Raw genomic sequence first — 19247 nt, forward strand, 5'->3', positions numbered from 1 at the left:
GGAATCCGGGGCGCCTCGGCGGGTGCACGGCAGGGTGTGCGACGTCAGTCGACGTCCTCCTCCTCGGGGTGGGTGAGGAGGTACGTGCCGCCGCGGGCACAGCTCACGATCTCCCAGCCGTCGGCGATGAGGCCGGTGAGGGCATCGCGGAGGGCGACGCGCCAGCGGGCGGCGAGGTCGGCGTTCTCCCCGCGGAGGGTCTCGATGTCGCTCGGGATCCGGACGGCGACGAGCGGAGCGGTGCGCGGGACGTCCGCGATCTCCGGAGTTCCGTCGGGGTTCACCGCGAGGGCGTGGAAGACCTCGTCCTCCTCGGCCTCGATCGGCTCGACCCGCGCGGGGCGGTCGAGGCGCCACGACACGAGCATGCGGTCCGAACCCTGACCCTCATTCACACCGTCGCGCATCTGGCCGTAGAAGTCCTCGATGTACTCGAGGCACACGGTGCCGAGGCGATGGAAGTTGAAGTAGGCGTTGCGGGCGATGAGCGGATCGAATGTCCACGTCATCTGATGGATCCCGCGATTGAGGCACCACAGACGCTGGTGCAGCTTCATCGCCGCTCCCGTACCGCGGCCCACCTGGTCGTGGGAGACGCCGGCGATGTGCGAGTGCATCATCTTGCCGAGCGGTTCGCCGAAGAACCCGACGGTCACCCCGATGAGGTCGCCCGTCTTGTTGCAGTACGCACCGCCGACGTAGTTGCCGGAGTGTGCGAGCGCGACGAGGAGGCTCGCCTCCATCTGCGTGGTGCCCGCCTGACCGACGTTCCACACCTCGTCGAGGAGGAGGGAGGCATCGGCGCACTCGTGCGGGTCGTGCAACTCGCGGACGGTGACATCGGCGGCCTCCTGGGCGGCGAGGAGTTCGTCCTCGGCAAGGGACAGGACGCGGGGATCGACGTTGCTCATGGCTTCATTCTGCCACCGCATGCAGGCCCGGGCTCCGCCGCGGGCCGGATGAGACCCGACGGTCCGCCTGGTGACCTGCGGGAATGAAAAGCGGTGCGGTGGGGTGAAGGGCGACCGGGTACGTCCGCCGTAACGCGGCGGGGCCCACCGACTGTCCGGGCGTCCGAGGCGCGACGGGCGGTCGTCCCGCGGGGCGGCCTCGGGCGGTTGTGCGGGGGACCACACCGGGAATAGGTTGGGCCCTGGACATCCATTCCGCATTCATGTCATCCCCCGACGGCGCCCGCACGGGTGTCGTCCGCTACCCGGAAGGAACACTCTGCATGTCCGAGTACAAAGTGGTGAACCCCGCGACCGGTGAGGTCGTCGAGGAATTCCCGACCGCGACCGACGCCGAGATCAACGACGCTCTCGTGCGTTCGCACAAGGCCTACCAGTCCTGGCGCTCGACCCCGATCGAGGAGCGCACCGCCGTCCTCGCGAAGGTCGCGGCGATCTACAAGGAGCGCGGCGAGGAGCTCGCGAAGGTCATCCAGCTGGAGATGGGCAAGGCGATCCCCGAGGGCGTGGGCGAGACCATCATCTCCTCGAAGATCTACCAGTACTTCGCGGACAATGCGCAGACCTTCATCTCCGAGGAACAGCTCAAGGGCCCCAAGGACGGTGAGGCGTACCTGCTGCGCAAGCCGGTCGGTTCGATCCTCGGCATCATGCCGTGGAACTTCCCGTACTACCAGGTCGCCCGCTTCGCGGCGCCGAACCTCGCGCTCGGCAACACCGTCATCCTCAAGCACGCCCCGCAGTGCCCCCGTTCCGCCAAGATCATGGAGGAGATCTTCGTCGAGGCCGGACTGCCGGCGGACGCGTACATCAACGTGTACGCGACCAACGAGCAGGTCTCCGACATCATCCTCCCGGACCCCCGCAACCAGGGTGTGTCCCTCACCGGTTCCGAGCGCGCCGGTTCCGCGGTCGCCGCTGCGGCGGGCAAGAACCTCAAGAAGGTCGTCCTCGAGCTCGGTGGTTCGGATCCGTACGTCGTCCTCGACACCGCGGACCTCGACCAGACCGTCGACACCCTCTTCGCGACCCGCATGGGCAACACGGGCCAGGCCTGCAACTCGCCCAAGCGCATGATCGTCATGGAGGACATCTACGACGACTTCGTCGCGAAGATCACCGAGAAGGCGAAGGCTCTCACCCCGGCCGACCCCTACACCGATCCGGGTTCGCTCAGCCCGCTCTCCTCGGTCGCCGCGGCCGAGCGCTTCCTCGGCCAGGTCGACGCGACCGTCGCCGAGGGTGCGACCCTCCTCGCCGGTGGTCAGAAGTACGACGGTCCGGGCGCCTATGTGCAGCCGGTCGTCCTCACCGATGTGAAGCCGGGCATGAAGGGCTTCCACGAGGAGCTCTTCGGTCCCGCCTTCATGCTCTTCAAGGTGTCCTCGGACGAGGAGGCGCTCGCCCTCGCGAACGACACCCCGTTCGGTCTCGGTTCCGCCGTGTTCTCCACGGACCTCGAGCGCGCCGAGAAGATCGCCTCGCAGATCGACTCCGGCATGGTCTTCATCAACATGCCCGAGGGCTCGCGCGAGTACCTGCCCTTCGGTGGCGTCAAGCGTTCGGGCGTCGGCCGTGAGCTCGGCCCGCTCGCGATGGACGAGTTCTGCAACAAGCAGCTCTACTTCAAGGCGCACGTCTGAGTTCTCCTCGCACGTGCGAGTGCACGCATGACGGCACGTCCCGCGGTTCCCTCCGGAGCCGCGGGACGTGCCGTTTCTCGTCGGGGCGCAGCGAATTCCTTGCACGATGTCGATTTCCGTGCACTGTCGCTTCACTGTGCGTCGAACTCGGGACAGTGACGGGAATTCGGCGGCACATGTTCCGTTCGGTGTACTGAACGAATCGTTCGTGTTAGCGTCCAGGTCATGAGTTCCTGGTCGCAGTCGGTGGGCACCCGCATCACCGCCATCCGCACCCAGCGCGGCATCTCCCTCTCGGCTCTCGCGAAGAAGGCGGGCATGTCGAAAGCGACGCTCTCGGGGGTCGAGGCCGGCACCGGCAATCCGACCCTCGACACCGTCGAGCGCCTCGCTCTCGCCCTCGCGATCCCCGTCGCGGACATCCTCGTCACCGAGGCGCCGCGCACCCGGGTGGTCCGCGGCCGGAAGGAGCCGGCCACCGCGCCCGACACACAGCTCCTCGCCCGGGTCTCCGGGAGCAGGGATTGGGAGTTCTGGACGCTCCGGCTCCCGGCCGGCGATTCCTTCACCGGGGTGCCGCACGCCCCCGGCACCGTCGAGATCATCCGCGTCACGACCGGAGTCCTCACCGCCGGCCCCGACGGCGAGGCCGCGGTGCTCGAGGCGGGGGACCTCGTCGAGTTCGCGGGCGACTGTGCCCACTCCTATCTCGCGGGGCCCGACGGCGCCGAGGCGGTCGTCGCCCTCGGCTCCACCGCGGAGACCTCCCGCCCCCACACGGTGACGGAGTTCGACCGGTGACCGCGGGTGCGTGGTTCGTCCTCCTCGGCACGTGGCTCGTCGCGGTCGCCTCGCCGGGCCCCGACTTCGTGGCCGTGCTCAAGACCTCGCTCGCCCGTGGGCGGGCCGCCGGCACCGCCGTTGCGGCCGGGATCGCCGGCGGGATCGCGGTGTGGCTCGTGCTCTCGCTCGTCGGGGTGGTCGGCCTCGTGCACGCCCACGCCGGGGTGTACACCGTGATCCGCTGGGCGGGTGCGCTGTTCCTCATCGTCTACGGGCTGCAGATCCTCGTGGGGCTCGTGCGCGCACGGCGGGCGGCGGATGCGGCAAAGGCGAAGGCGGGTGTCCCGACGGCGGGCGGAACCGTTGCCGGCCCCGGGGTGAGTGCTGTGGACGCGCGGGGCGCCGATGCGGAGGACGGGGAGCGCCCGGTGAACGCGGATGCCGCGGCGAGCGGCGCCTCGGCGGAACCCGGCCCGGCGGAACCCGTACCGCCGGTGTGGACGGCGGTACGCCTCGGATTCCTCACGAACACGATCGGTAATCCGAAGGCCGTCGTCTTCTTCGGGGCGCTCCTCGTGACGCTCCTGCCCGCGGGGATCTCCGCGGGGGAGTCGGTGCTCGTGGGAACGGCGATGGTGGTGACCGCGTTCGCATGGTTCGTGGGCGTCGCCGTCATCGCCTCGCTCGGGCCGGTCGTCGCGCTCTACCGGCGCGCGGAGTTCGGGATCGACGTGTCGCTCGGGGTGCTCTTCGTCGTCCTCGGAGTGGCGCTGCTGCCGGTCGTTTCCGGGAGCTGAGCACACCCGCCCGAACGGGTTCGGTGTCCGGACGGCTGCGTTCGGGATCGGGAGCTCACGGGGTGAGCGGGCCCGCCTCGGCTTCGGGCAGGACGGTGATCTCGCGGCCGTCGAGCGGCGCCGCGGTCGTCACTTCCATGAAGTCCTGCTTCGCGATCGCGATGCAGGCGTCGGGCGCCTCGGGGAGGGTGCCGGTGACGATCGCGATCCGGACCTCGGAGTCCGTCTCCTCGACGACGGCGCGGGCGCCGTAACAGGTCTCGGTGCCGTTCCAGTACTCGACGCGCACCGTGGAGTCGCCGGTGGGAACGGCAGACTGCCATTCGGTCCAGTGTTCGTGGACGAGGTCGTCACGGGGGTCCGTGAGCGGCGGATCGGTGATCGCGGCGGGATCGGGGTCCGTGTGGACGGCGGGCGAGGACACGACGGCGTCGGGATCCGAGGCGGCACCCGAACCCCCGTCCGGCGGAACCGCGGGGGATGCGGAACTGCTCGGATCGGCTGTGCTCGACGTGGGTGCGGCGGGGTCGATCTCCACGGGTTCTCCCTCCTGTGCGGCACACGCGGCGAGCGCCGCCGTCGCGAGTGCGAGGGCGGCCGCGGTGCCGATGCGGGTGATGCGCATGTGCACACCGTAGGTTGCCGTCCCCCGGCGGGGGAAGAGGATCAGGTGTGCCGGACGGGGAACGTCCGAGCGTTGGCCCGGCCTCGGTTGCCGCGGATGCCGGCAATGAGGACGACGAGTCCGGCGAGGGAGGCGATCCCGCCGATGCCGAAGAACGTGGTCGCACGGTGGTTCCCCACGCGGACTGCATGCGTGTGATCTTCCGGGTCGACGAGGAGTTCGATCTGCTCGGGCGAATTCCGCGGCCGTGTGTCCCGCCATCCCGTCCGGTACTCGTGTTCGACGCCATTCACGTCGTCCCACACGTAGATCTCCCGGAAGCGGCGATCACCCTTCTTCACGTCGGAGTCGACCGCTTCGGACGTCGCCACGTCCCGCTCCCACGTCGCCTCCCGCTGCTCGGCGACGGCCGAGGCCCTTACGCCGAGAGCGAGCAGGGCAATGCCGACGAGGATGAAAACGAGGCCGAGGACGGTGACGACGATTCTTTCACCCGTCCAGCCGAGGGTGGCTCGTCGAGCCGACCCCGACAGGGCCGGTTGCCGTCCTGACACGTGTGTCCGCGCGTCCGACTAGAGTGACGGGCGTGAATCCGACTGATGGTGTGAGGGTCGGCGAGGACGGCCTCGCCCGGACCCCGTGGGCCTATGGCCACCCGCTCCTCCTCGCGTACTACGACACCGAATGGGGTGTGCCGATCGTGCTCGGTGATCCCGAGGACCCCACCGCACGGCGTGCCGCCGAGAACGCCCTGTTCGAACGGATGAGCCTCGAGGGGTTCCAGGCCGGGTTGTCCTGGCTCACGATCCTCAAGAAGCGGGAGCGCTTCCGCGAGGTGTTCGCCGGGTTCGACGTGGACTCCGTTGCGGCGTTCACCGAGGACGACGTCGAACGGCTCGTGCAGGACCCGGGGATCATCCGCCACCGCGGGAAGATCGAGGCGACGATCGGCAATGCGCGCGCGATCCGCACGATGCGGGAGAGCCGCCCGGGAGGGATCCTCGCGTTCGTCGAGTCCTTCGCTCCGGAGACCACACCCGAACCGCTCACCCTCGGAGAGCTGCCGACGACGAGCGCGGAATCGATCGCGCTGTCGAAGGCGCTCAAGAAACGCGGGTTCCGCTTCGTCGGACCGACGACGATGCACGCGATGTTCGAGGCGCTCGGCCTCGTCGACACGCACCTCCTCGGATCGCACCGCCGGGGGATCTCCGGGCGCTTCCCGCGCTGAGCGGATCCGTCCCCCTCTCCGTTCTCGTCCGAAAGGTCTCATGTCCGCACACCCGGCGATCGTCGTCTCCGCTCTCGTCGTCCGTCATCCGCACACGCGTGCGCTCCTCATGGTGCGCAAACGCGGGACGACGTCCTTCATGCTCCCCGGCGGCAAGCCGGAGCCGGGGGAGACCGCCCGTGAGGCGATCCTCCGGGAGATCCACGAGGAGCTCGGACTCGTTCTCGAGGACGGGAACGTCGAGGAACTCGGGACGTGGACGACAGCGGCGGCCAATGAGGCCGGCCGCTCCGTCACCGGGACCGTCTTCCTCCACCGAGGCGTCCCGGCGGGACTCGACATCGACGCACCCCAGGTCCTCGAGGAGATCGCCGAGGCCGGCTGGTTCCCCTGGGAGGACCTGCCCGCCGACACCGCCGAGCGGCAGTTCGCGCCACTCACCCGCGACTTCGTCATCCCGGCACTCCCGGAGTGGTTCACGGCCTGAGGCCTCGCCGCGGTGGTGCTGTCAGGCGAGCCGGTCGAACGCGTACAGCGCGCGGTAGAGGTCGCGGAGCGAGCAGCTGCAGAACTCCGCGAGGTTCCGCATCACCCGTGTGTACTCCATGTAGTCGATCGCGGCGGGATTGCGGGTGAGGACGAAGTCCGCTTCGAAGAGCACGCCCACCGCGCGGGCGTCCATGATGGGGAAGCGCTGCGGCCGGACGCCGGCGAGGAGTGCGCTCGCCATCGGCACCGTCACTCCGTCGAGCGTGCGCAGGATCCGTAGTCGGTACCGGTCCGGCGTCTTCTTCCACAGCGCCATCGCCGTCATGAACTCGATGTCCTCGGCGCTCACGGCCGTGAGTGCCCGAAGCGTTGCCACCGACTTCCACTCGCCGGCCCGCAGGAATGCCTTCTTCTTCACGTACTCGCGCTTACGGTTGCGCGGCCCGTCCTCCTCGAGGACCTCTCGTTCGAGGTCGGTGACCTCGTACAACGGCGCATAGGTGCACACGAATCGATCGTCGATGACGAGGGGGTGTCCCGCAGGTCGATCCGGGGGAGCGGGCACGGAGGCTCCGGGCGTGTCGGATGCTCCGGTGAGGGTGCTCGCTGCCTCCCCCGGCGCCTCGGTGGGGGAGGCGGTGCCCGCCGGGCTGTCGGGGACGACGGTGAGTTGCGGGGTCGGAGCCACGAAGACCGGGCCCGTCCGGCGCTGCTCCTCGGCTGCCCCGACACCTGCCGGAAGTGCGGCTCCGGGAGCATGGAAATCCATGTAGGAGTCGTACGCATCGGACGGTGGAGTGCGAGACAGGGAAGACATGCCCGCATTGTAGTACCGGACATGAGACGCCAGAAGAGGCCGTGAGTTCAGCCGAGGAGATGAATGGCGGCAGCGATCCCGAGTCCGAGGACGACGACGCCACCGGAGACGAGCCAGGCGAGATTCCGGCGGAACCAGCAGAAGCCCTGGGTGGGGAGATCGTCCGGGCACGGCGCGGGCTCGGGTGTGCGTTCGTCGAGCGGAACCGCGGGCAGGCCGTAGAGGTCGAGCGGGACGTCGTCGCGATCGTGGTGCGGTTCGGTGATCACGGTCGACCTCCTCAAGTGACTCGCCGGTAACAAAACTCCAGCCCATTCTGTTGAACGGTCAACGACGAGTCAACTACAGGGAACGGTCTGTCGCGGCCGATCCTTGTAGCCTTTTTGTTACACGCAGAAACACGTCACGCCGCGCAGCAGTCGTAAACATGCGGCGCGGCGTGATGTGTTCGTGACCGAACGCTGGCCTTCTTCAGGTTCCGTTCGGACGGGCGTTCACACGCGAACCCGTGGGGCTGCGCTCCGTCGCGAGGAGCCTGCCGGGACGGCGCCCGTCAGGACGGGCGGGTCTCCGGGGAGACCGTCTTCGCGGGGTCGCGCTCCGCGAGGTGACCGATGACCGCGTCGATCGCCTCGAGGGCGTCCGCCTCGAGCTTCACACCGGCCGCGCCGACGTTCGAGGCGATCTGTTCCGGACGCGAGGCGCCCACGAGTGCTGTCGCGACGTTCGGGTTCGCGAGCACCCAGGCGATCGCGAGCTGCGCCATCGTGAGTCCGTGGTCCTTCGCGATCGGTTCGAGGCCCTGCACCGCGGTGAGGACCTCATCATTGAGGAAGCGGGACACCGCGTTCGCCCCGCCGTTCTCGTCGGTCGCCCGGGAGCCTTCCGGGAACGGCTGACCCGGCTTGTACTTGCCGGTGAGGACGCCCTGGGCGATCGGGGACCACACGACCTGGGAGATGCCGAGTTCCTCGCACGCGGGAATGACCTGGTCCTCGATGACGCGCCACAGCATGTTGTACTGCGGCTGCGAGGAGATGAGTTGGAATCCCATCTCCTTCGACAGGGCGTGGCCCTCGCGGATCTGGTCCGCGGTCCACTCGCTCACGCCGATGTAGAGGGCCTTCCCGGCGCTCACGACGTCGGCGAACGCCTGCATCGTCTCCTCGAGCGGCGTCTCGTAGTCGTAGCGGTGCGCCTGGTAGAGGTCGACGTAGTCGGTGCCGAGGCGCTCGAGCGAACCGTCGATCGACTCCATGATGTGCTTGCGGGACAGGCCGGAGTCGTTCGGGCCCTTGGGACCGGTCGGCCAGTACACCTTCGTGAAGATCTCGAGCGAAGAGCGGCGCTGCCCCTTGAGGGCGTCACCGAGGACCTGTTCGGCCTTCGTGTTCGCGTAGACGTCCGCGGTGTCGAACGTCGTGATGCCGGCGTCGAGGGCGGCGTGCACGCACTGCGTCGCGATGTCGTTCTCGACCTGGGAGCCGTGGGTGAGCCAGTTGCCGTAGGTGATCTCGGAGATCTTGAGTCCGGAGTTGCCGAGGTAGCGGTATTCCACGATCCGAAACCTTTCGTTGTGGGAACGGGGGCGGGGGTGGACCATTCGCGAGCCTAGTCCGCCCCGGTCGTACTCTGGGCGTCGTGAAGGTGACGAATGAATCGACCTCGACGAACGACCTCGGCGTCACGAGCGTGCGGCACCCCGCGGTGCAGGCACAGTACGCCCACGACGTGGCGGCGGAGAAGGCCGTGTTCGGCGCGGTACGCCCGTGCGCGATGGGCAAGATGATCCTCCGCGAGAGCGCGCCGGACGCGGATCCGCACGATCCGGTGCTCGGGGAGAACCTCTACCCCTACGTCCACTTCGCGGACCAGGAGGTGCTCCGGCACCAGCTGCTCACCCCGCGCGCCCACGTCCCGGACCTCACGCGGCTCCTCGACTCCGACCCCGAGGCGTGGAGGCGGTTCCACCTCCGGGTCGATCTCCTGCGGAAGGAGGGCCGGGCGGTCTTCATCCACGGACTCGGATCCGCCGCGATGTCCGTGGCCGCGCATCTCCACGCCCATGTGTTCACGCTCGGGGAGAAGATCGAGCACTTCGACTACGACCCGGAAGCCGGCAGAGTGCGGATCCGTGCCGGCGGCCGGTGGCTCGTCGACACCGTGAATGAGAACTCGGTCCCGGCCCCCACACCGTGGGAACCGGAACCGAGTGCGTGTGACCGGCTCTACGAGGAGCGGTTCGGCTGATCAGAACGCCGGGATGACCTCGCCGTCCGGCCAGGTCTGCGTGATGTAGTCGCGGACCTCCTCGGAGTGCGTGAGGTCGTTGAGGGCGAGGATCGCCTCGTTCGTCTCGTCACCGGAGCGGACGACGAGGATGTTCTGGTAGGGGTTGCCCTCGGGGGACTCCACCGCGAGGCTGTCCTTCGTTGCGGAGAGTCCGGCCTCCATCGCGTTGTTGCCGTTGATGACGGAGGCATCCGTGTCCGCGAGGGTCTGCGCGAGCATGCCTGCGTCGGCCTCGATGAACTGCAGGTTCTTCGGGTTCTCTGCCACGTCGTGGATCGTGGCGGTGACGGGGTCGACACCGTCGGCGAGGGTGATGAGACCCTCGTGCTGGAGCAGGGTGAGTGCGCGGCCCTGGTTCGCGGGATCGTTGTTGATGCCGATCTGGGCGCCGTCGGGCAGCTCGTCGATCGAGGCGTGCTTCTCCGAGTACAGCGCGAAGGGCTCGATGTGGATCCCGGGCTCGAACGCGTACATCTCGTAGCCCTGGGCCTCGGCCTCGGACTGCAGGTACGGCATGTGCTGGAAGTAGTTCGCGTCGAGGTCGCCGTCGGACAGCGCACGGTTCGGCATCGTGTAGTCGTCGTACGTGACGATCTCGAGGTCGAGTCCGGCGTCCGCCGCGAGGTTCTCGTCGATGAACTCGAGGATCTGGCCGTGGGGCACCGCCGAGGCGCCCACCGTGAGGGTGGTGATGTCGCCTTCCGTGGTGCCGACTTCGGAGCCGGTGGCTCCGCAACCGGCGAGCAGCAGCGCCGAGGCGCCGGCGGCAAGGGCGATGAACGGGGTCTTCATGGGGTCTCCTCGGGAGGAAGTCCGGCTGCGCCGGAACGGGGTGGAAATAGGAGGGAAGAAGAGGGACGGAGCGGTCGTCAGCGGTGGTCGACGCGACGGGCGAGCCGGTCGCCGACGATCTGGACGAGGCCGACGAGGACCACGAGGACGACGACGCACGCGATCATCGTGTCCGGCTGCCAGCGGCGGAAGCCGTAGGCGATCGCGAGGTCACCGAGGCCGCCGCCGCCGACGGTGCCGGCCATCGCGGTGTAGCCGATGATCGCGATGCACGTGACGGTCGCCGAGGACACGAGGCCGGGCAGTGCCTCGGGGACGAGGACCTGGCGGACGATCTGCATACGGGTCGCGCCCATCATCTGGACCGCCTCGATCTTGCCCTGGTCGACGTCGAAGAGCGCGGTCTCGACGAGGCGGGCATAGAAGGGGATCGCGCTGATCGACAGGGACACGACCGCTGCCTGCCAGCCGAGCGAGCTGCCGACGACGAAGCGGGTGAACGGGATGATCGCGACCATGAGGATGATGAACGGCAGCGAACGGACGATGTCGACGAGGGTGCTGAGCACCCGGTGGAGGACCGGGTTCGGCATGAGCGAACCGCGGGCCGTCGCGTAGAGGAGGATGCCGAGCGGGATGCCGAGGGCGAGCGCGAACGCGGTCGCGACTCCCGTCATCGCGAGGGTCTCCCCGAGAGCAGGGAGGAGTTCGACCGAGATCGCCGGGTTGTCGAGCCACATCCCGCCACCGGACCCGCCTCCCGTGGAGGTCCCTCCGACGGCGGTGCCACCGACAGCGGTACCACCGACGGCGGTCCCGGAGGCGAGGACGACGGACTGTGCGAGGGGGAGAACGGTCATGTCAGGCGTCCTTTCCGAGGGTCTCGACACCGAATCCGGCGGTGCGCAGGGCGGTGGCCAGCGCCTCGGCCCCGGCGGCATCGGGTGCCTGCAGGCGCAGCCGGCCGACCCGGGACCCGGCGAGGGTCTCGATGGACCCGGCGGTCACCTCGGCGCCGGGGGCGTCCGTGAGGACCGCGAGGAGGTCGGTGACCGGCCGGTCGGCGAGGAACACCTCGAGGGTGGAGGCGGAGTCCGTCCCCGTGTGCGGGGGCAGGGGGAGGAGCTCGCGACTGAGGTCCGAGGTTCCCTCGCGGACGACCTCGGCGAGGGAACCGGTCCGGGCGACGCGCCCGTTCTGCAGGAGGGTGACGGAATCGCAGATCTCGCGGACGACCGACATCTCGTGCGTGATGATGAGGACCGTGATGCCGAGGCGGTCGCGCAGGTCGCGGATGAGTTCGAGGATCTGGCGGGTGGTGCGGGAGTCGAGTGCGGAGGTCGGTTCGTCGCACAGGAGGATCTGCGGATCCGCGGCGAGCGCGCGGGCGATGCCGACGCGCTGCTTCTGACCGCCGGAGAGCTGGGCGGGGTGGTTCTGCGCGCGATCGGCCAGGCCCACGAGCTCGAGGAGTTCGAGGGCCTTCGACCGGCGCTGCGCCCGGCTCACTCCGGCGATCTGCAGGGGATGCTCGACGTTCTCGAGCGCGGTGCGGGAATCGAGGAGATTCGCGTGCTGGAACACCATCCCGATGTTCCGCCTGGCCTTCCGCAGTGCGGCCGACGACCGCCCGGTGAGGTCCTCACCGGCGATCGAGACCGTGCCGGAGGTCGGCGTCTCGAGCCCGGTGAGGCACCGGATGAGCGTCGACTTGCCGGCGCCGGAACGACCGACGATCCCGTGGATCCGGCCGGCGGGCACGCTGAGGTCGATGCTCTCGAGCGCGACGACGCCGGAGAACTCCTTGCGCAGGGCACGCAGTTCGATCACACGGACTCCTTATAGGTCGGAGGCACACGCCGGAGTGCGGGCGGGTGGAGGACGGAAATGGGTCGGTGCATGATGCACGCGAGGTTCGAGTTTCCGGCCCGGGCCGGGTTACCTCGCCGTCACGTGTCATATTTCGACGCGGAAACGTCCTGAAACGCGCTCGATGTGAGTGAGGACACGCGGAGGGTTCGTATATCGTCGGTCCCGACACCGATTCGTGACTTCCCCAGGAGAACCATGCTCGCTCCCGAAGCCCGTCCGTACGAGAACTCCCAGTCGGCCGACGCCGCAGCAGCCCTCACCGCCGTGCTCCGTGGCGGTGTCCTCGGACAGGCGGGTGGCGGGACCCTCGCGGACGTCGTCGCCGAGGTCGAGAAGGCCGGTTCCCTCTCCCGGATCCTCGTTGCGGCCGTCGCGGATCTCGACAAGGACGCTTCCGTTCATCTCCTGCGCACCGGTGGCCGGCCCACCGGGCTCGTCGTCACGCGTATTCCGGGGGAGACGACCTCGCAGGCGACGCCGGCGTCCCTCAAGTCGATCCGCGCCTCCGTCGGCTCCGACCCCTCGTGGAGGAAGCGCCTCCTCGCGGGCCTCGGCAAGAAGTTCCTCCTCAAGCCCGGCACGTGGAACCTCGCACTGCGGGCGTGGAAGGACATGCGTTCGCTCGACCTGAAGTCCTTCGCCTCGGGGGCGACGAACCCCGCGGTCGTCCTCGTCCTCGCGACCGACGAGGCCTTCCGCAGCGGCACCGTCGAGTCCGCGCTCTCGGGCTTCCTCGGGTCCCTGCCCGCCGGTACCGAGGTCCGCACGATGTACGTCCGGGAACAGGAGGAGGCGCACACCGTCTTCGCCCGTGCCGGCTTCGAGGCACGTGGAACGGACCAGCCGGTGCCCGGCCTCCGACTGAAGAAGCAGCCGCTCCACCTCGTGGACGCCTCTCGCTCGGTCTGAGTCACCTCCTGGGACGGCTCGTGCCCGATCCGGGATACGACCTTCCGGTGTGTGCGGTGCGCCGCTAGGGTCGAAGAGTTACTGCACCGTCACAACTCGTCACGCGCGCTCTTCACACCCGGAGTTCCCATGCAGAAGGTTCAACGTCCCCGTTCCGTCGCCGTGTGTGCGGCGGTGGCCCTCGCCCCCGGGACGGTTCTCGTCCCGGGCGTCGCGGCCGTCGCGAACCCCCTCGTCCCGATCGACGGCCCGGCCGGGAGTCCGGCCACAGGTGGGGGCACCTCGGGCCCGGTGAGCGGGGGAGTCGTCCCGCTGCCGGGCGGTGACGGGTCCCTCGGCGTCCGGACGCAGCCGGTGAACAACGCCGAGGCGAAGGTCGAGCGGCGGGTCGACGCGCTCGTGAAGGAGAAACCGACCACGGTCGACGTCCCCGACCTCGCGGTTCTCGCGGTGACCTGGGACGGCGAGAACCCCGGCTCCGAGTACCGGGTGAAGGAGAACGGCCGCTGGCTCGACTGGCAGCAGGTGCCGGTCGAGGACGGCGCGGGCCCGGACGCCGGATCCGCCGAGGCACAGAACGGCCGGCAGGGCACGGAACCGCTCGTCGTCACGGGTGCCGAGGAGGTCGAGGTGCGCACGGTGGATCTCGAGGCGGATGCGCAGGACCTCCAGGTCGAGGTCTACTCCTCGGAGTCGACCGAGGGCGACGAGGAGATCGCGGATCTCGCTCCCTCCGACGCCGGCGAGGTCGAGGAGCTGCCGGAGACGGACGCGCCCACCGATTCACCGGCCACCGGCGGGCAGGACGCGGGAACCCCCACCGCCGAGGCGCCGGCGGGGACCGAGGGCCCGGCACCGGCGGAGACCACGGCACCGGCGCCGCCACAGACTCCGGAGGCGGAGGAGGAGACGGAGGAGCCCTCCCTGTCCGGCACCGCGGCGAACGCGAGTGCGCCGGTGAGCGGCGCCTCGGCCGCCGGCGCGTACGCGGCGACGCCCATGGGATCGGTGCCCGTACTCGGGACCGTGACGATGCGCAGCGAATGGGGCGCGGACGAATCGCTCGTCTCCGACGACGTCGACCACACGGATCGGAACCAGGCGGTCATCATCCACCACACCGCGGGTTCGACGAGCTACACCGCCTCGCAGGTGCCGGGAATCCTCCGCGGCATCCTCCGGTACCACACCGAGGGGCGCGGGTGGAGCGACATCGGCTACAACATGCTCGTCGACAAGTTCGGCAACATCTACGAGGGCCGGAAGGGATCCCTGCCGGACAAGCGTGAACGCATGACCGTCGGCGCCCATGCCGGCGGATTCAACACCGGGACCTTCGGCGTCGCCGTCATGGGGACGTACTCGAGCTCGACGCCGACGAGTGCGCTGCCCGCGCTCGAGCGGATCGTCGGGTGGCAGTCGAAGCGCTGGGCCTACGACCCGACGACGCGGGTGACGCTCACCTCCGGCGGCTCCACCCGGTACGACGAGGGCGAACGCGTGACCCTGGGCCGCGTCATGGGGCACCGGGACGTGTCGACGACCGAATGCCCGGGCAACGGGCTGTACACGAAGCTCGGGTCGATCCGGTCGAACGCGAAGTCGAAGTACGGGTTCCGCTACTCCATCACGGGGCATTTCGCCGACTACTGGATCACGCACAACGCCATGACGTTCATGGGGAGCCCGGTGACGGCGTCCCAACCCCTCGCGGACGGCGGATGGTCCCAGCAGTTCAAGAACGGTTCGACAGCGCACTCCCTGCACTACATCAAGCGGGTGGGCCAGGCGCAGCGCACCTTCGGTGGCATCCGCTCGCACTGGGCGAGCATCGGGTGGGAGAAGAGCCCCCTGCGTTATCCCGTCCAGGGTCAGAAGGGTGGGCTGAAGAACGGCGGGTTCGCCCAGCAGTTCGAGGGCGGGTCGATCCACTGGACCCCGGCGACCGGCGGACATGCGACATGGGGCGGGTTCCGAACCGCATGGGGAAAGCTCGGCTGGGAACGTGGACGGCTCGGATATCCGACGAGTAACGAATACAAGAAGAACGGGGTGACCCGGCAGGATTTCCAAGGCGGTTACATGCTGTGGGTGAACGGAAAGGCGCAGATCCACTACACGTGACGCACTATCCTTGACTGCTGGACCACGGCAGCACGCCGGGCCTGGCGAGCAGCTGAGGAGACGGACCCACACGTGGAAAGACTGATCCGGGACACGGGACTCGAGATGCCCCGGACCCCGTGGACCACGGCCGACCGCCTGTGGGGCCTCGTGCTCGGGGTCGTCGCGGTGCTGAGCGCGGCCTTCACGATGCGCGCCTACTCGCCCGGCGGATACCACTCGGACGGTCTGTTCCAGCTCGCACAGGCGCTCGGCGAGGAGCCGTGGAACGACTGGCACCCCATCGTCATGAGCGTCCTGTGGAAGGTGCTCATCGACTCCACGGGGTCGATCGCCTCCCTCATGTACCTCCAGGTGGCGCTCACGTGGCTCGCCTCCGTCGGCCTCGGGCTCCTCGTGTACGACGTCACCCGGCGCCGGCCCCTCTCCCTCGTCACGACCGTCATTCCGCTCCTGCCGTGGGTCGCGAACGTCCTCGGCATGCTGTGGAAGGACGTCCACATGATGACGGCGCTGTTCCTGTGCGTCGTCCTCGTGCTGTGGGCGGCGCGGATCGGTGGAGCAGCGGCGGGCACCGGGCGAGCACGCATGCGCTCCGTCCTCGTATGGGTGCTGCTCGGGCTCGCGGCGCTCGCTCTCGTGTACGGGGTCCTCGTGCGGAAGAACGCGGTGTTCGCCGCGCTGCCCCTCCTCTGGCTCATGCTCACCGTGGCGGTGCCGCAGATGTCAGGGGTGCCGCGCCTCGGTGGTCTCCTGCGGTCGTGGAAACGGGCCGCGGTGGCCCTCGTCGCCGGCATGCTCCTCCTCGTCCTCGGAGTGCAGCTCGCGGGGAAACTCGTCGACGCCTCGGTCGGGGGAGCGGAACGCACCGGGCAGATCACGCAGGTGATGCTCGACGACGTGCTCTTCACCATCACCGCGGACGAGATCGATGCCCTCGACATCCCCGCCGAGCTCAAGCAGAAGTTCCACGCCTCCCAGGCGGTGTGCCCGCCCGACGGCGGTCCCGAGGGCGACGGGCACCTCACCGACGCGTACTGGCGGTGCTACGGAATGGGCGAGAACGGCGGGTACACCCGACTCGCGTACGACGAGGAGATCCGTGCACTGTGGTTCGACTGGGTGCCCTCGCACCTCGGGCGGTACGTCGAGTACCGGTTCACGACCTTCGTGCGCTTCCTCTTCGCGACGGACTACAAGATCCAGATCGTCAACAAGGAGAACGAGTACGGACTCGACCGTGATCATCCGCAGGCCCACGTGGCGATGACCGACTACACGAACCGGTTCGTCGAGGACCTGCCGTGGACCTTCGACGCCTGGCTGTGGACCGCCCTGCTCGGCACCGCGCTCTACCTCGGGGTGCGCCGGACCCGGCTGTTCTCGCGCAGCGTGATCGTCCTCACGACTTCGGGTCTGTTCTACATCCTCGGGTATATTCCCCTCGTTCCGGCGAACAACTACCGGTACATCTACTGGCCGGTCGTCGCCTGCCTCGCGGCCTGGGCCCTGCTCGGTGCCGAACGGGCACTGCGCGCCCGCCCCGTCCCGGCACCGGAACCCCAGTCCGCTCCCACGGCCGCACGGTCGGCGGGTCGCCACGAGTCCGAGGAGGAATGATCGTCAACGCACCGTCCCGGGTCCGACTCCTCAGCCGTGAAGACCCCGCTCCGCTTCCCGCACGGCCGAAGAACCCGCCGCGGGTGGGCGTCGTGAGGTCGTTCCGCCCGGAGATCCAGCTGCTGCGGGCGATCGCCGTCCTCACCGTGGTGATCTACCACATCAACCCGGACTGGCTGCCCGGTGGATTCGTCGGTGTCGACGTGTTCTTCGTGATCTCGGGGTACCTCATCACCTCGCACATGATCAAGGAGATCGAGACGAGCGGGCGGCTGTCCCTCGCCACCTTCTGGGCGAACCGGGCCCGTCGCATCCTCCCGGCCGCGACCGTCGCGATCATCGCGATCGCGATCACCGCTCCCTTCTTCCTGCCGAACACCCAGTGGACGGCGACCGCGTGGCAGGGTCTCGCCTCCGCGTTCTACGTGCAGAACTTCGCACTCGCGGCGAAGTCCGTCGACTACCTCACGCAGAACTCTGCGGACACCCCGTTCCAGCACTTCTGGTCGCTGTCGGTCGAGGAACAGTTCTACGTGTTCTGGCCCCTGATCGCGATCGGTGCGCTCGTGCTGGCCCAGGCTCTCGCGCGGCGCCGGGCGCAGGGAGCCCGGGGCGCCTCGGCCGCGGGTACCGGCTCCGTGGTGCCGGGAGTCGGCACCGGTCGGCACCCCGTGCGTGTCGCCGGGTCCTTCCGGCAGCTCGCCCTCGTGTTCTTCGCGGTCGTCGTCGTGGCCTCGTTCGTGTACAGCGTGATCGAGGTGAACGCCGGCAACGCCGCCGCGTACTTCGTCACGCCCACGCGGGTGTGGGAACTCGGGATCGGCGGTCTGCTCGCCTGTGTGCTCGGCGATCCGCAACGGTTCCCCGTCCTGCGGAAGCTCCTCGCGATCGCCGGTGTCGCCGCGATCCTCGCGGCGAGCTTCCTCTACACGGGTGCGCACTTCCCGGGCGTCGCGGCCCTCCTGCCGACCCTCGGCTGCGTCGCCGTCATCGTGGCCGGGCGGACGAGCGGCCTCGGTTCCCTCCACCCGATCGTCGACCTGCGCCCCGTGCAGGCGATCGGCAACTGGTCGTACTCGCTCTACCTGTGGCACTTCCCGGTCGTCACGTACTTCGTCGCCCTCACGGGTGCCCATGCGGGATTCGCGTGGGGCAGCGTGCTCTTCGCGGTCTCCCTCGGCCTCGCGGTGCTGAGCTATCTCCTCGTCGAGAACCCCGTCCGCCGGAACCACGACCTCAGGCGTCATCGGTGGCTCGCACTCACCGCCGCCGGCACCTCGATGACCGTCGCTGCGGCGTTCTGCGTCGTGCCGCAGGCAGCGTTCGCGATCTACGAGTCGGAGAACGCGGAACAGATCGATGCGGTGGCGCAGAGCGCCGCGGAACCCGAGAACGAGGAGACCCCGCCGTTCGGGGCGGCGTCCCTGCGGTCCGACGGGTACGACACCTTCGTGCCGGGACAGGAGGACCTCGTCGTCCCGCTGCCGGCGAAGGCGCAGGACGAGGACCAGCCGTTCTATCCCGGCTGCACCGCGACTCCCGGTGGATCGGACCAGCCGACGACCGAGGAATGTGTCGCAGCGAACCCGGAGGGCACGCGAACGATCGCGGTCGTGGGCGACTCCCACGCGAGTCAGTGGGTGCCGGCGCTCCGGAAGGCCGTCGAGGGCACCGACTGGAAGGTCGTCGTGTACCTGCGGAACTCGTGTCCCTTCACCTTCGCCGAACGCGGATGGGAGGGCCGCGGGCTCAATTGCGTCGGCCCCAACCACGAGGTGCTCGACCGCCTGCTCGACACGAAGCCGGAGAAGGTTTTCATGACGAACCTCGCAGTCGACGACGTCGTCGGGGCCGAGGGCGAGGACGTGCCCGGTGTCCGTGGCTATGCGGAGGTCATGCGACCTCTCGTCGACGCGGGGATCGAGGTGTACGCGATGCAGGACACCCCCTATCTGCCGGAGGGCGGGAGCGTTCCGGACTGTGTCGCCTCGAACATGAAGAATCTCGAGGCCTGCGCGTTCCCCCGGACGGAGTCGTACGAGGGCGAGCTCACGAATCACGCGATGGCCCTCGCCGCCGAGCAGGTCGAGGGCGTCACGCTCCTCGACATGACCGATCGGTTCTGTACGACGGACCTGTGCCCGGCGGTGATCGGCAACGTGCTCGTGTACCGCGACGAGAACCACGTGGGGAAGACGTACATGGAATCGCTCGGCGCCGATGTCAAGGACGCGGTCGGCCTCGGCTGACGCGCCGGTGCAGGCAGGCGGATCCCGGACGGG

Annotated in this window: 19 protein-coding genes; 10 read left to right on the forward strand and 9 right to left on the reverse strand. The window is 69.0% G+C overall.

The annotated features are described in order from the left end of the window. Positions 1-44: 44 nt before the first annotated feature. On the reverse strand, positions 45-911 hold the full coding sequence (locus ABD172_RS02800) for a hypothetical protein (protein ID WP_344306736.1): 867 nt from the start codon (positions 909-911) through the stop codon (positions 45-47). Between the two features lie 323 nt (positions 912-1234). On the opposite strand from ABD172_RS02800, the gene ABD172_RS02805 reads away from it, so the two are divergent. The 3 genes from ABD172_RS02805 to ABD172_RS02815 all read left to right on the forward strand — a co-directional run bounded on the left by ABD172_RS02805 (position 1235) and on the right by ABD172_RS02815 (position 4194). Next, positions 1235-2614: an NAD-dependent succinate-semialdehyde dehydrogenase gene (locus ABD172_RS02805; protein WP_344306738.1), complete on the forward strand. Its 1380-nt coding sequence runs from the start codon at positions 1235-1237 to the stop codon at positions 2612-2614. A 225-nt stretch (positions 2615-2839) separates the two neighbouring features. Then, positions 2840-3415, forward strand: coding sequence for a helix-turn-helix domain-containing protein (locus ABD172_RS02810; RefSeq protein ID WP_344306739.1), 576 nt, complete (start codon positions 2840-2842; stop codon positions 3413-3415). Continuing rightward, entirely contained in the window at positions 3412-4194 is a 783-nt protein-coding gene (locus ABD172_RS02815; RefSeq protein ID WP_344306740.1) for a LysE family translocator, read from the forward strand. The genes ABD172_RS02810 and ABD172_RS02815 overlap by 4 nt, the downstream gene beginning before the upstream one ends. A 55-nt stretch (positions 4195-4249) precedes the next feature. Here ABD172_RS02815 and ABD172_RS02820 read toward each other — a convergent pair whose 3' ends face one another. After that, the gene (locus tag ABD172_RS02820) at positions 4250-4819 is read right to left on the reverse strand and encodes a hypothetical protein (protein WP_344306741.1); all 570 of its coding nucleotides are present in this window, start codon (positions 4817-4819) and stop codon (positions 4250-4252) included. A gap of 41 nt (positions 4820-4860) precedes the next feature. Continuing rightward, a complete protein-coding gene (locus ABD172_RS02825; protein WP_344306743.1) occupies positions 4861-5373 on the reverse strand; it encodes a DUF3592 domain-containing protein in 513 nt (170 codons plus the stop codon). A gap of 23 nt (positions 5374-5396) precedes the next feature. Between ABD172_RS02825 and ABD172_RS02830 the strand changes: the two genes are divergently transcribed. Both ABD172_RS02830 and ABD172_RS02835 read left to right on the forward strand, forming a co-directional pair. Next, positions 5397-6050 (forward strand): DNA-3-methyladenine glycosylase I, encoded by a 654-nt coding sequence (locus ABD172_RS02830; protein WP_425546645.1) that lies wholly within the window; start codon positions 5397-5399, stop codon positions 6048-6050. A 40-nt stretch (positions 6051-6090) separates the two neighbouring features. Further along, positions 6091-6537, forward strand: a complete 447-nt coding sequence (locus ABD172_RS02835; protein ID WP_344306747.1) for an NUDIX hydrolase — start codon at positions 6091-6093, stop codon at positions 6535-6537. 21 nt (positions 6538-6558) lie between these two features. Here ABD172_RS02835 and ABD172_RS02840 read toward each other — a convergent pair whose 3' ends face one another. The 3 genes from ABD172_RS02840 to ABD172_RS02850 form a co-directional block, all read right to left on the reverse strand. After that, complete coding sequence (locus tag ABD172_RS02840) at positions 6559-7356, reverse strand: hypothetical protein (RefSeq protein WP_344306749.1); 798 nt, start codon at positions 7354-7356, stop codon at positions 6559-6561. 47 nt (positions 7357-7403) lie between these two features. Then, positions 7404-7625: a hypothetical protein gene (locus tag ABD172_RS02845; RefSeq protein WP_344306751.1), complete on the reverse strand. Its 222-nt coding sequence runs from the start codon at positions 7623-7625 to the stop codon at positions 7404-7406. A 284-nt stretch (positions 7626-7909) separates the two neighbouring features. Continuing rightward, the gene (locus tag ABD172_RS02850; protein ID WP_344306753.1) at positions 7910-8914 is read right to left on the reverse strand and encodes an aldo/keto reductase family protein; all 1005 of its coding nucleotides are present in this window, start codon (positions 8912-8914) and stop codon (positions 7910-7912) included. Between the two features lie 83 nt (positions 8915-8997). Here ABD172_RS02850 and ABD172_RS02855 point away from each other — a divergent pair, with 83 nt between their 5' ends. Next, positions 8998-9606 (forward strand): HIT family protein, encoded by a 609-nt coding sequence (locus ABD172_RS02855; protein WP_344306755.1) that lies wholly within the window; start codon positions 8998-9000, stop codon positions 9604-9606. Here the strand turns inward: ABD172_RS02855 and ABD172_RS02860 are convergent, their stop codons facing one another. From ABD172_RS02860 to ABD172_RS02870, 3 genes are all read right to left on the reverse strand, one after another. Continuing rightward, positions 9607-10440 carry a MetQ/NlpA family ABC transporter substrate-binding protein gene (locus ABD172_RS02860; RefSeq protein ID WP_344306757.1) on the reverse strand — a complete coding sequence of 278 codons (834 nt, stop codon included), beginning with the start codon at positions 10438-10440 and terminating at the stop codon, positions 9607-9609. A 77-nt stretch (positions 10441-10517) separates the two neighbouring features. Then, on the reverse strand, positions 10518-11180 hold the full coding sequence (locus tag ABD172_RS02865) for a methionine ABC transporter permease (RefSeq protein WP_344307050.1): 663 nt from the start codon (positions 11178-11180) through the stop codon (positions 10518-10520). A 121-nt stretch (positions 11181-11301) separates the two neighbouring features. Next, entirely contained in the window at positions 11302-12270 is a 969-nt protein-coding gene (locus ABD172_RS02870; protein ID WP_344306759.1) for a methionine ABC transporter ATP-binding protein, read from the reverse strand. Between the two features lie 237 nt (positions 12271-12507). Here ABD172_RS02870 and ABD172_RS02875 point away from each other — a divergent pair, with 237 nt between their 5' ends. The 4 genes from ABD172_RS02875 to ABD172_RS02890 all read left to right on the forward strand — a co-directional run bounded on the left by ABD172_RS02875 (position 12508) and on the right by ABD172_RS02890 (position 19214). Continuing rightward, the gene (locus ABD172_RS02875) at positions 12508-13221 is read left to right on the forward strand and encodes a hypothetical protein (RefSeq protein WP_344306761.1); all 714 of its coding nucleotides are present in this window, start codon (positions 12508-12510) and stop codon (positions 13219-13221) included. A gap of 129 nt (positions 13222-13350) precedes the next feature. Further along, positions 13351-15345 (forward strand): N-acetylmuramoyl-L-alanine amidase, encoded by a 1995-nt coding sequence (locus ABD172_RS02880; protein WP_344306763.1) that lies wholly within the window; start codon positions 13351-13353, stop codon positions 15343-15345. 72 nt (positions 15346-15417) lie between these two features. Then, positions 15418-16965 (forward strand): hypothetical protein, encoded by a 1548-nt coding sequence (locus tag ABD172_RS02885; RefSeq protein ID WP_344306764.1) that lies wholly within the window; start codon positions 15418-15420, stop codon positions 16963-16965. Further along, complete coding sequence (locus ABD172_RS02890) at positions 16962-19214, forward strand: acyltransferase family protein (protein ID WP_344306766.1); 2253 nt, start codon at positions 16962-16964, stop codon at positions 19212-19214. Before ABD172_RS02885 ends, ABD172_RS02890 begins: the two co-directional genes overlap by 4 nt. Positions 19215-19247: the final 33 nt, after the last annotated feature.

Origin of the sequence: Brevibacterium samyangense (genome assembly GCF_039529845.1) — a bacterium.
Lineage (GTDB): Bacteria > Actinomycetota > Actinomycetes > Actinomycetales > Brevibacteriaceae > Brevibacterium > Brevibacterium samyangense.

Bases quoted from the DNA above. Each gene is read 5' to 3' on its own strand.
- ABD172_RS02800 (WP_344306736.1), bottom strand. From the start codon at position 911: ATGAGCAACGTCGATCCCCGCGTCCTGTCCCTTGCCGAGGACGAACTC.
- ABD172_RS02805 (WP_344306738.1), top strand. From the start codon at position 1,235: ATGTCCGAGTACAAAGTGGTGAACCCCGCGACCGGTGAGGTCGTCGAG.
- ABD172_RS02810 (WP_344306739.1), top strand. From the start codon at position 2,840: ATGAGTTCCTGGTCGCAGTCGGTGGGCACCCGCATCACCGCCATCCGC.
- ABD172_RS02820 (WP_344306741.1), bottom strand. From the start codon at position 4,819: ATGCGCATCACCCGCATCGGCACCGCGGCCGCCCTCGCACTCGCGACG.
- ABD172_RS02835 (WP_344306747.1), top strand. From the start codon at position 6,091: ATGTCCGCACACCCGGCGATCGTCGTCTCCGCTCTCGTCGTCCGTCAT.
- ABD172_RS02840 (WP_344306749.1), bottom strand. From the start codon at position 7,356: ATGTCTTCCCTGTCTCGCACTCCACCGTCCGATGCGTACGACTCCTAC.
- ABD172_RS02860 (WP_344306757.1), bottom strand. From the start codon at position 10,440: ATGAAGACCCCGTTCATCGCCCTTGCCGCCGGCGCCTCGGCGCTGCTG.
- ABD172_RS02865 (WP_344307050.1), bottom strand. From the start codon at position 11,180: ATGTGGCTCGACAACCCGGCGATCTCGGTCGAACTCCTCCCTGCTCTC.
- ABD172_RS02875 (WP_344306761.1), top strand. From the start codon at position 12,508: ATGCTCGCTCCCGAAGCCCGTCCGTACGAGAACTCCCAGTCGGCCGAC.
- ABD172_RS02880 (WP_344306763.1), top strand. From the start codon at position 13,351: ATGCAGAAGGTTCAACGTCCCCGTTCCGTCGCCGTGTGTGCGGCGGTG.
- ABD172_RS02890 (WP_344306766.1), top strand. From the start codon at position 16,962: ATGATCGTCAACGCACCGTCCCGGGTCCGACTCCTCAGCCGTGAAGAC.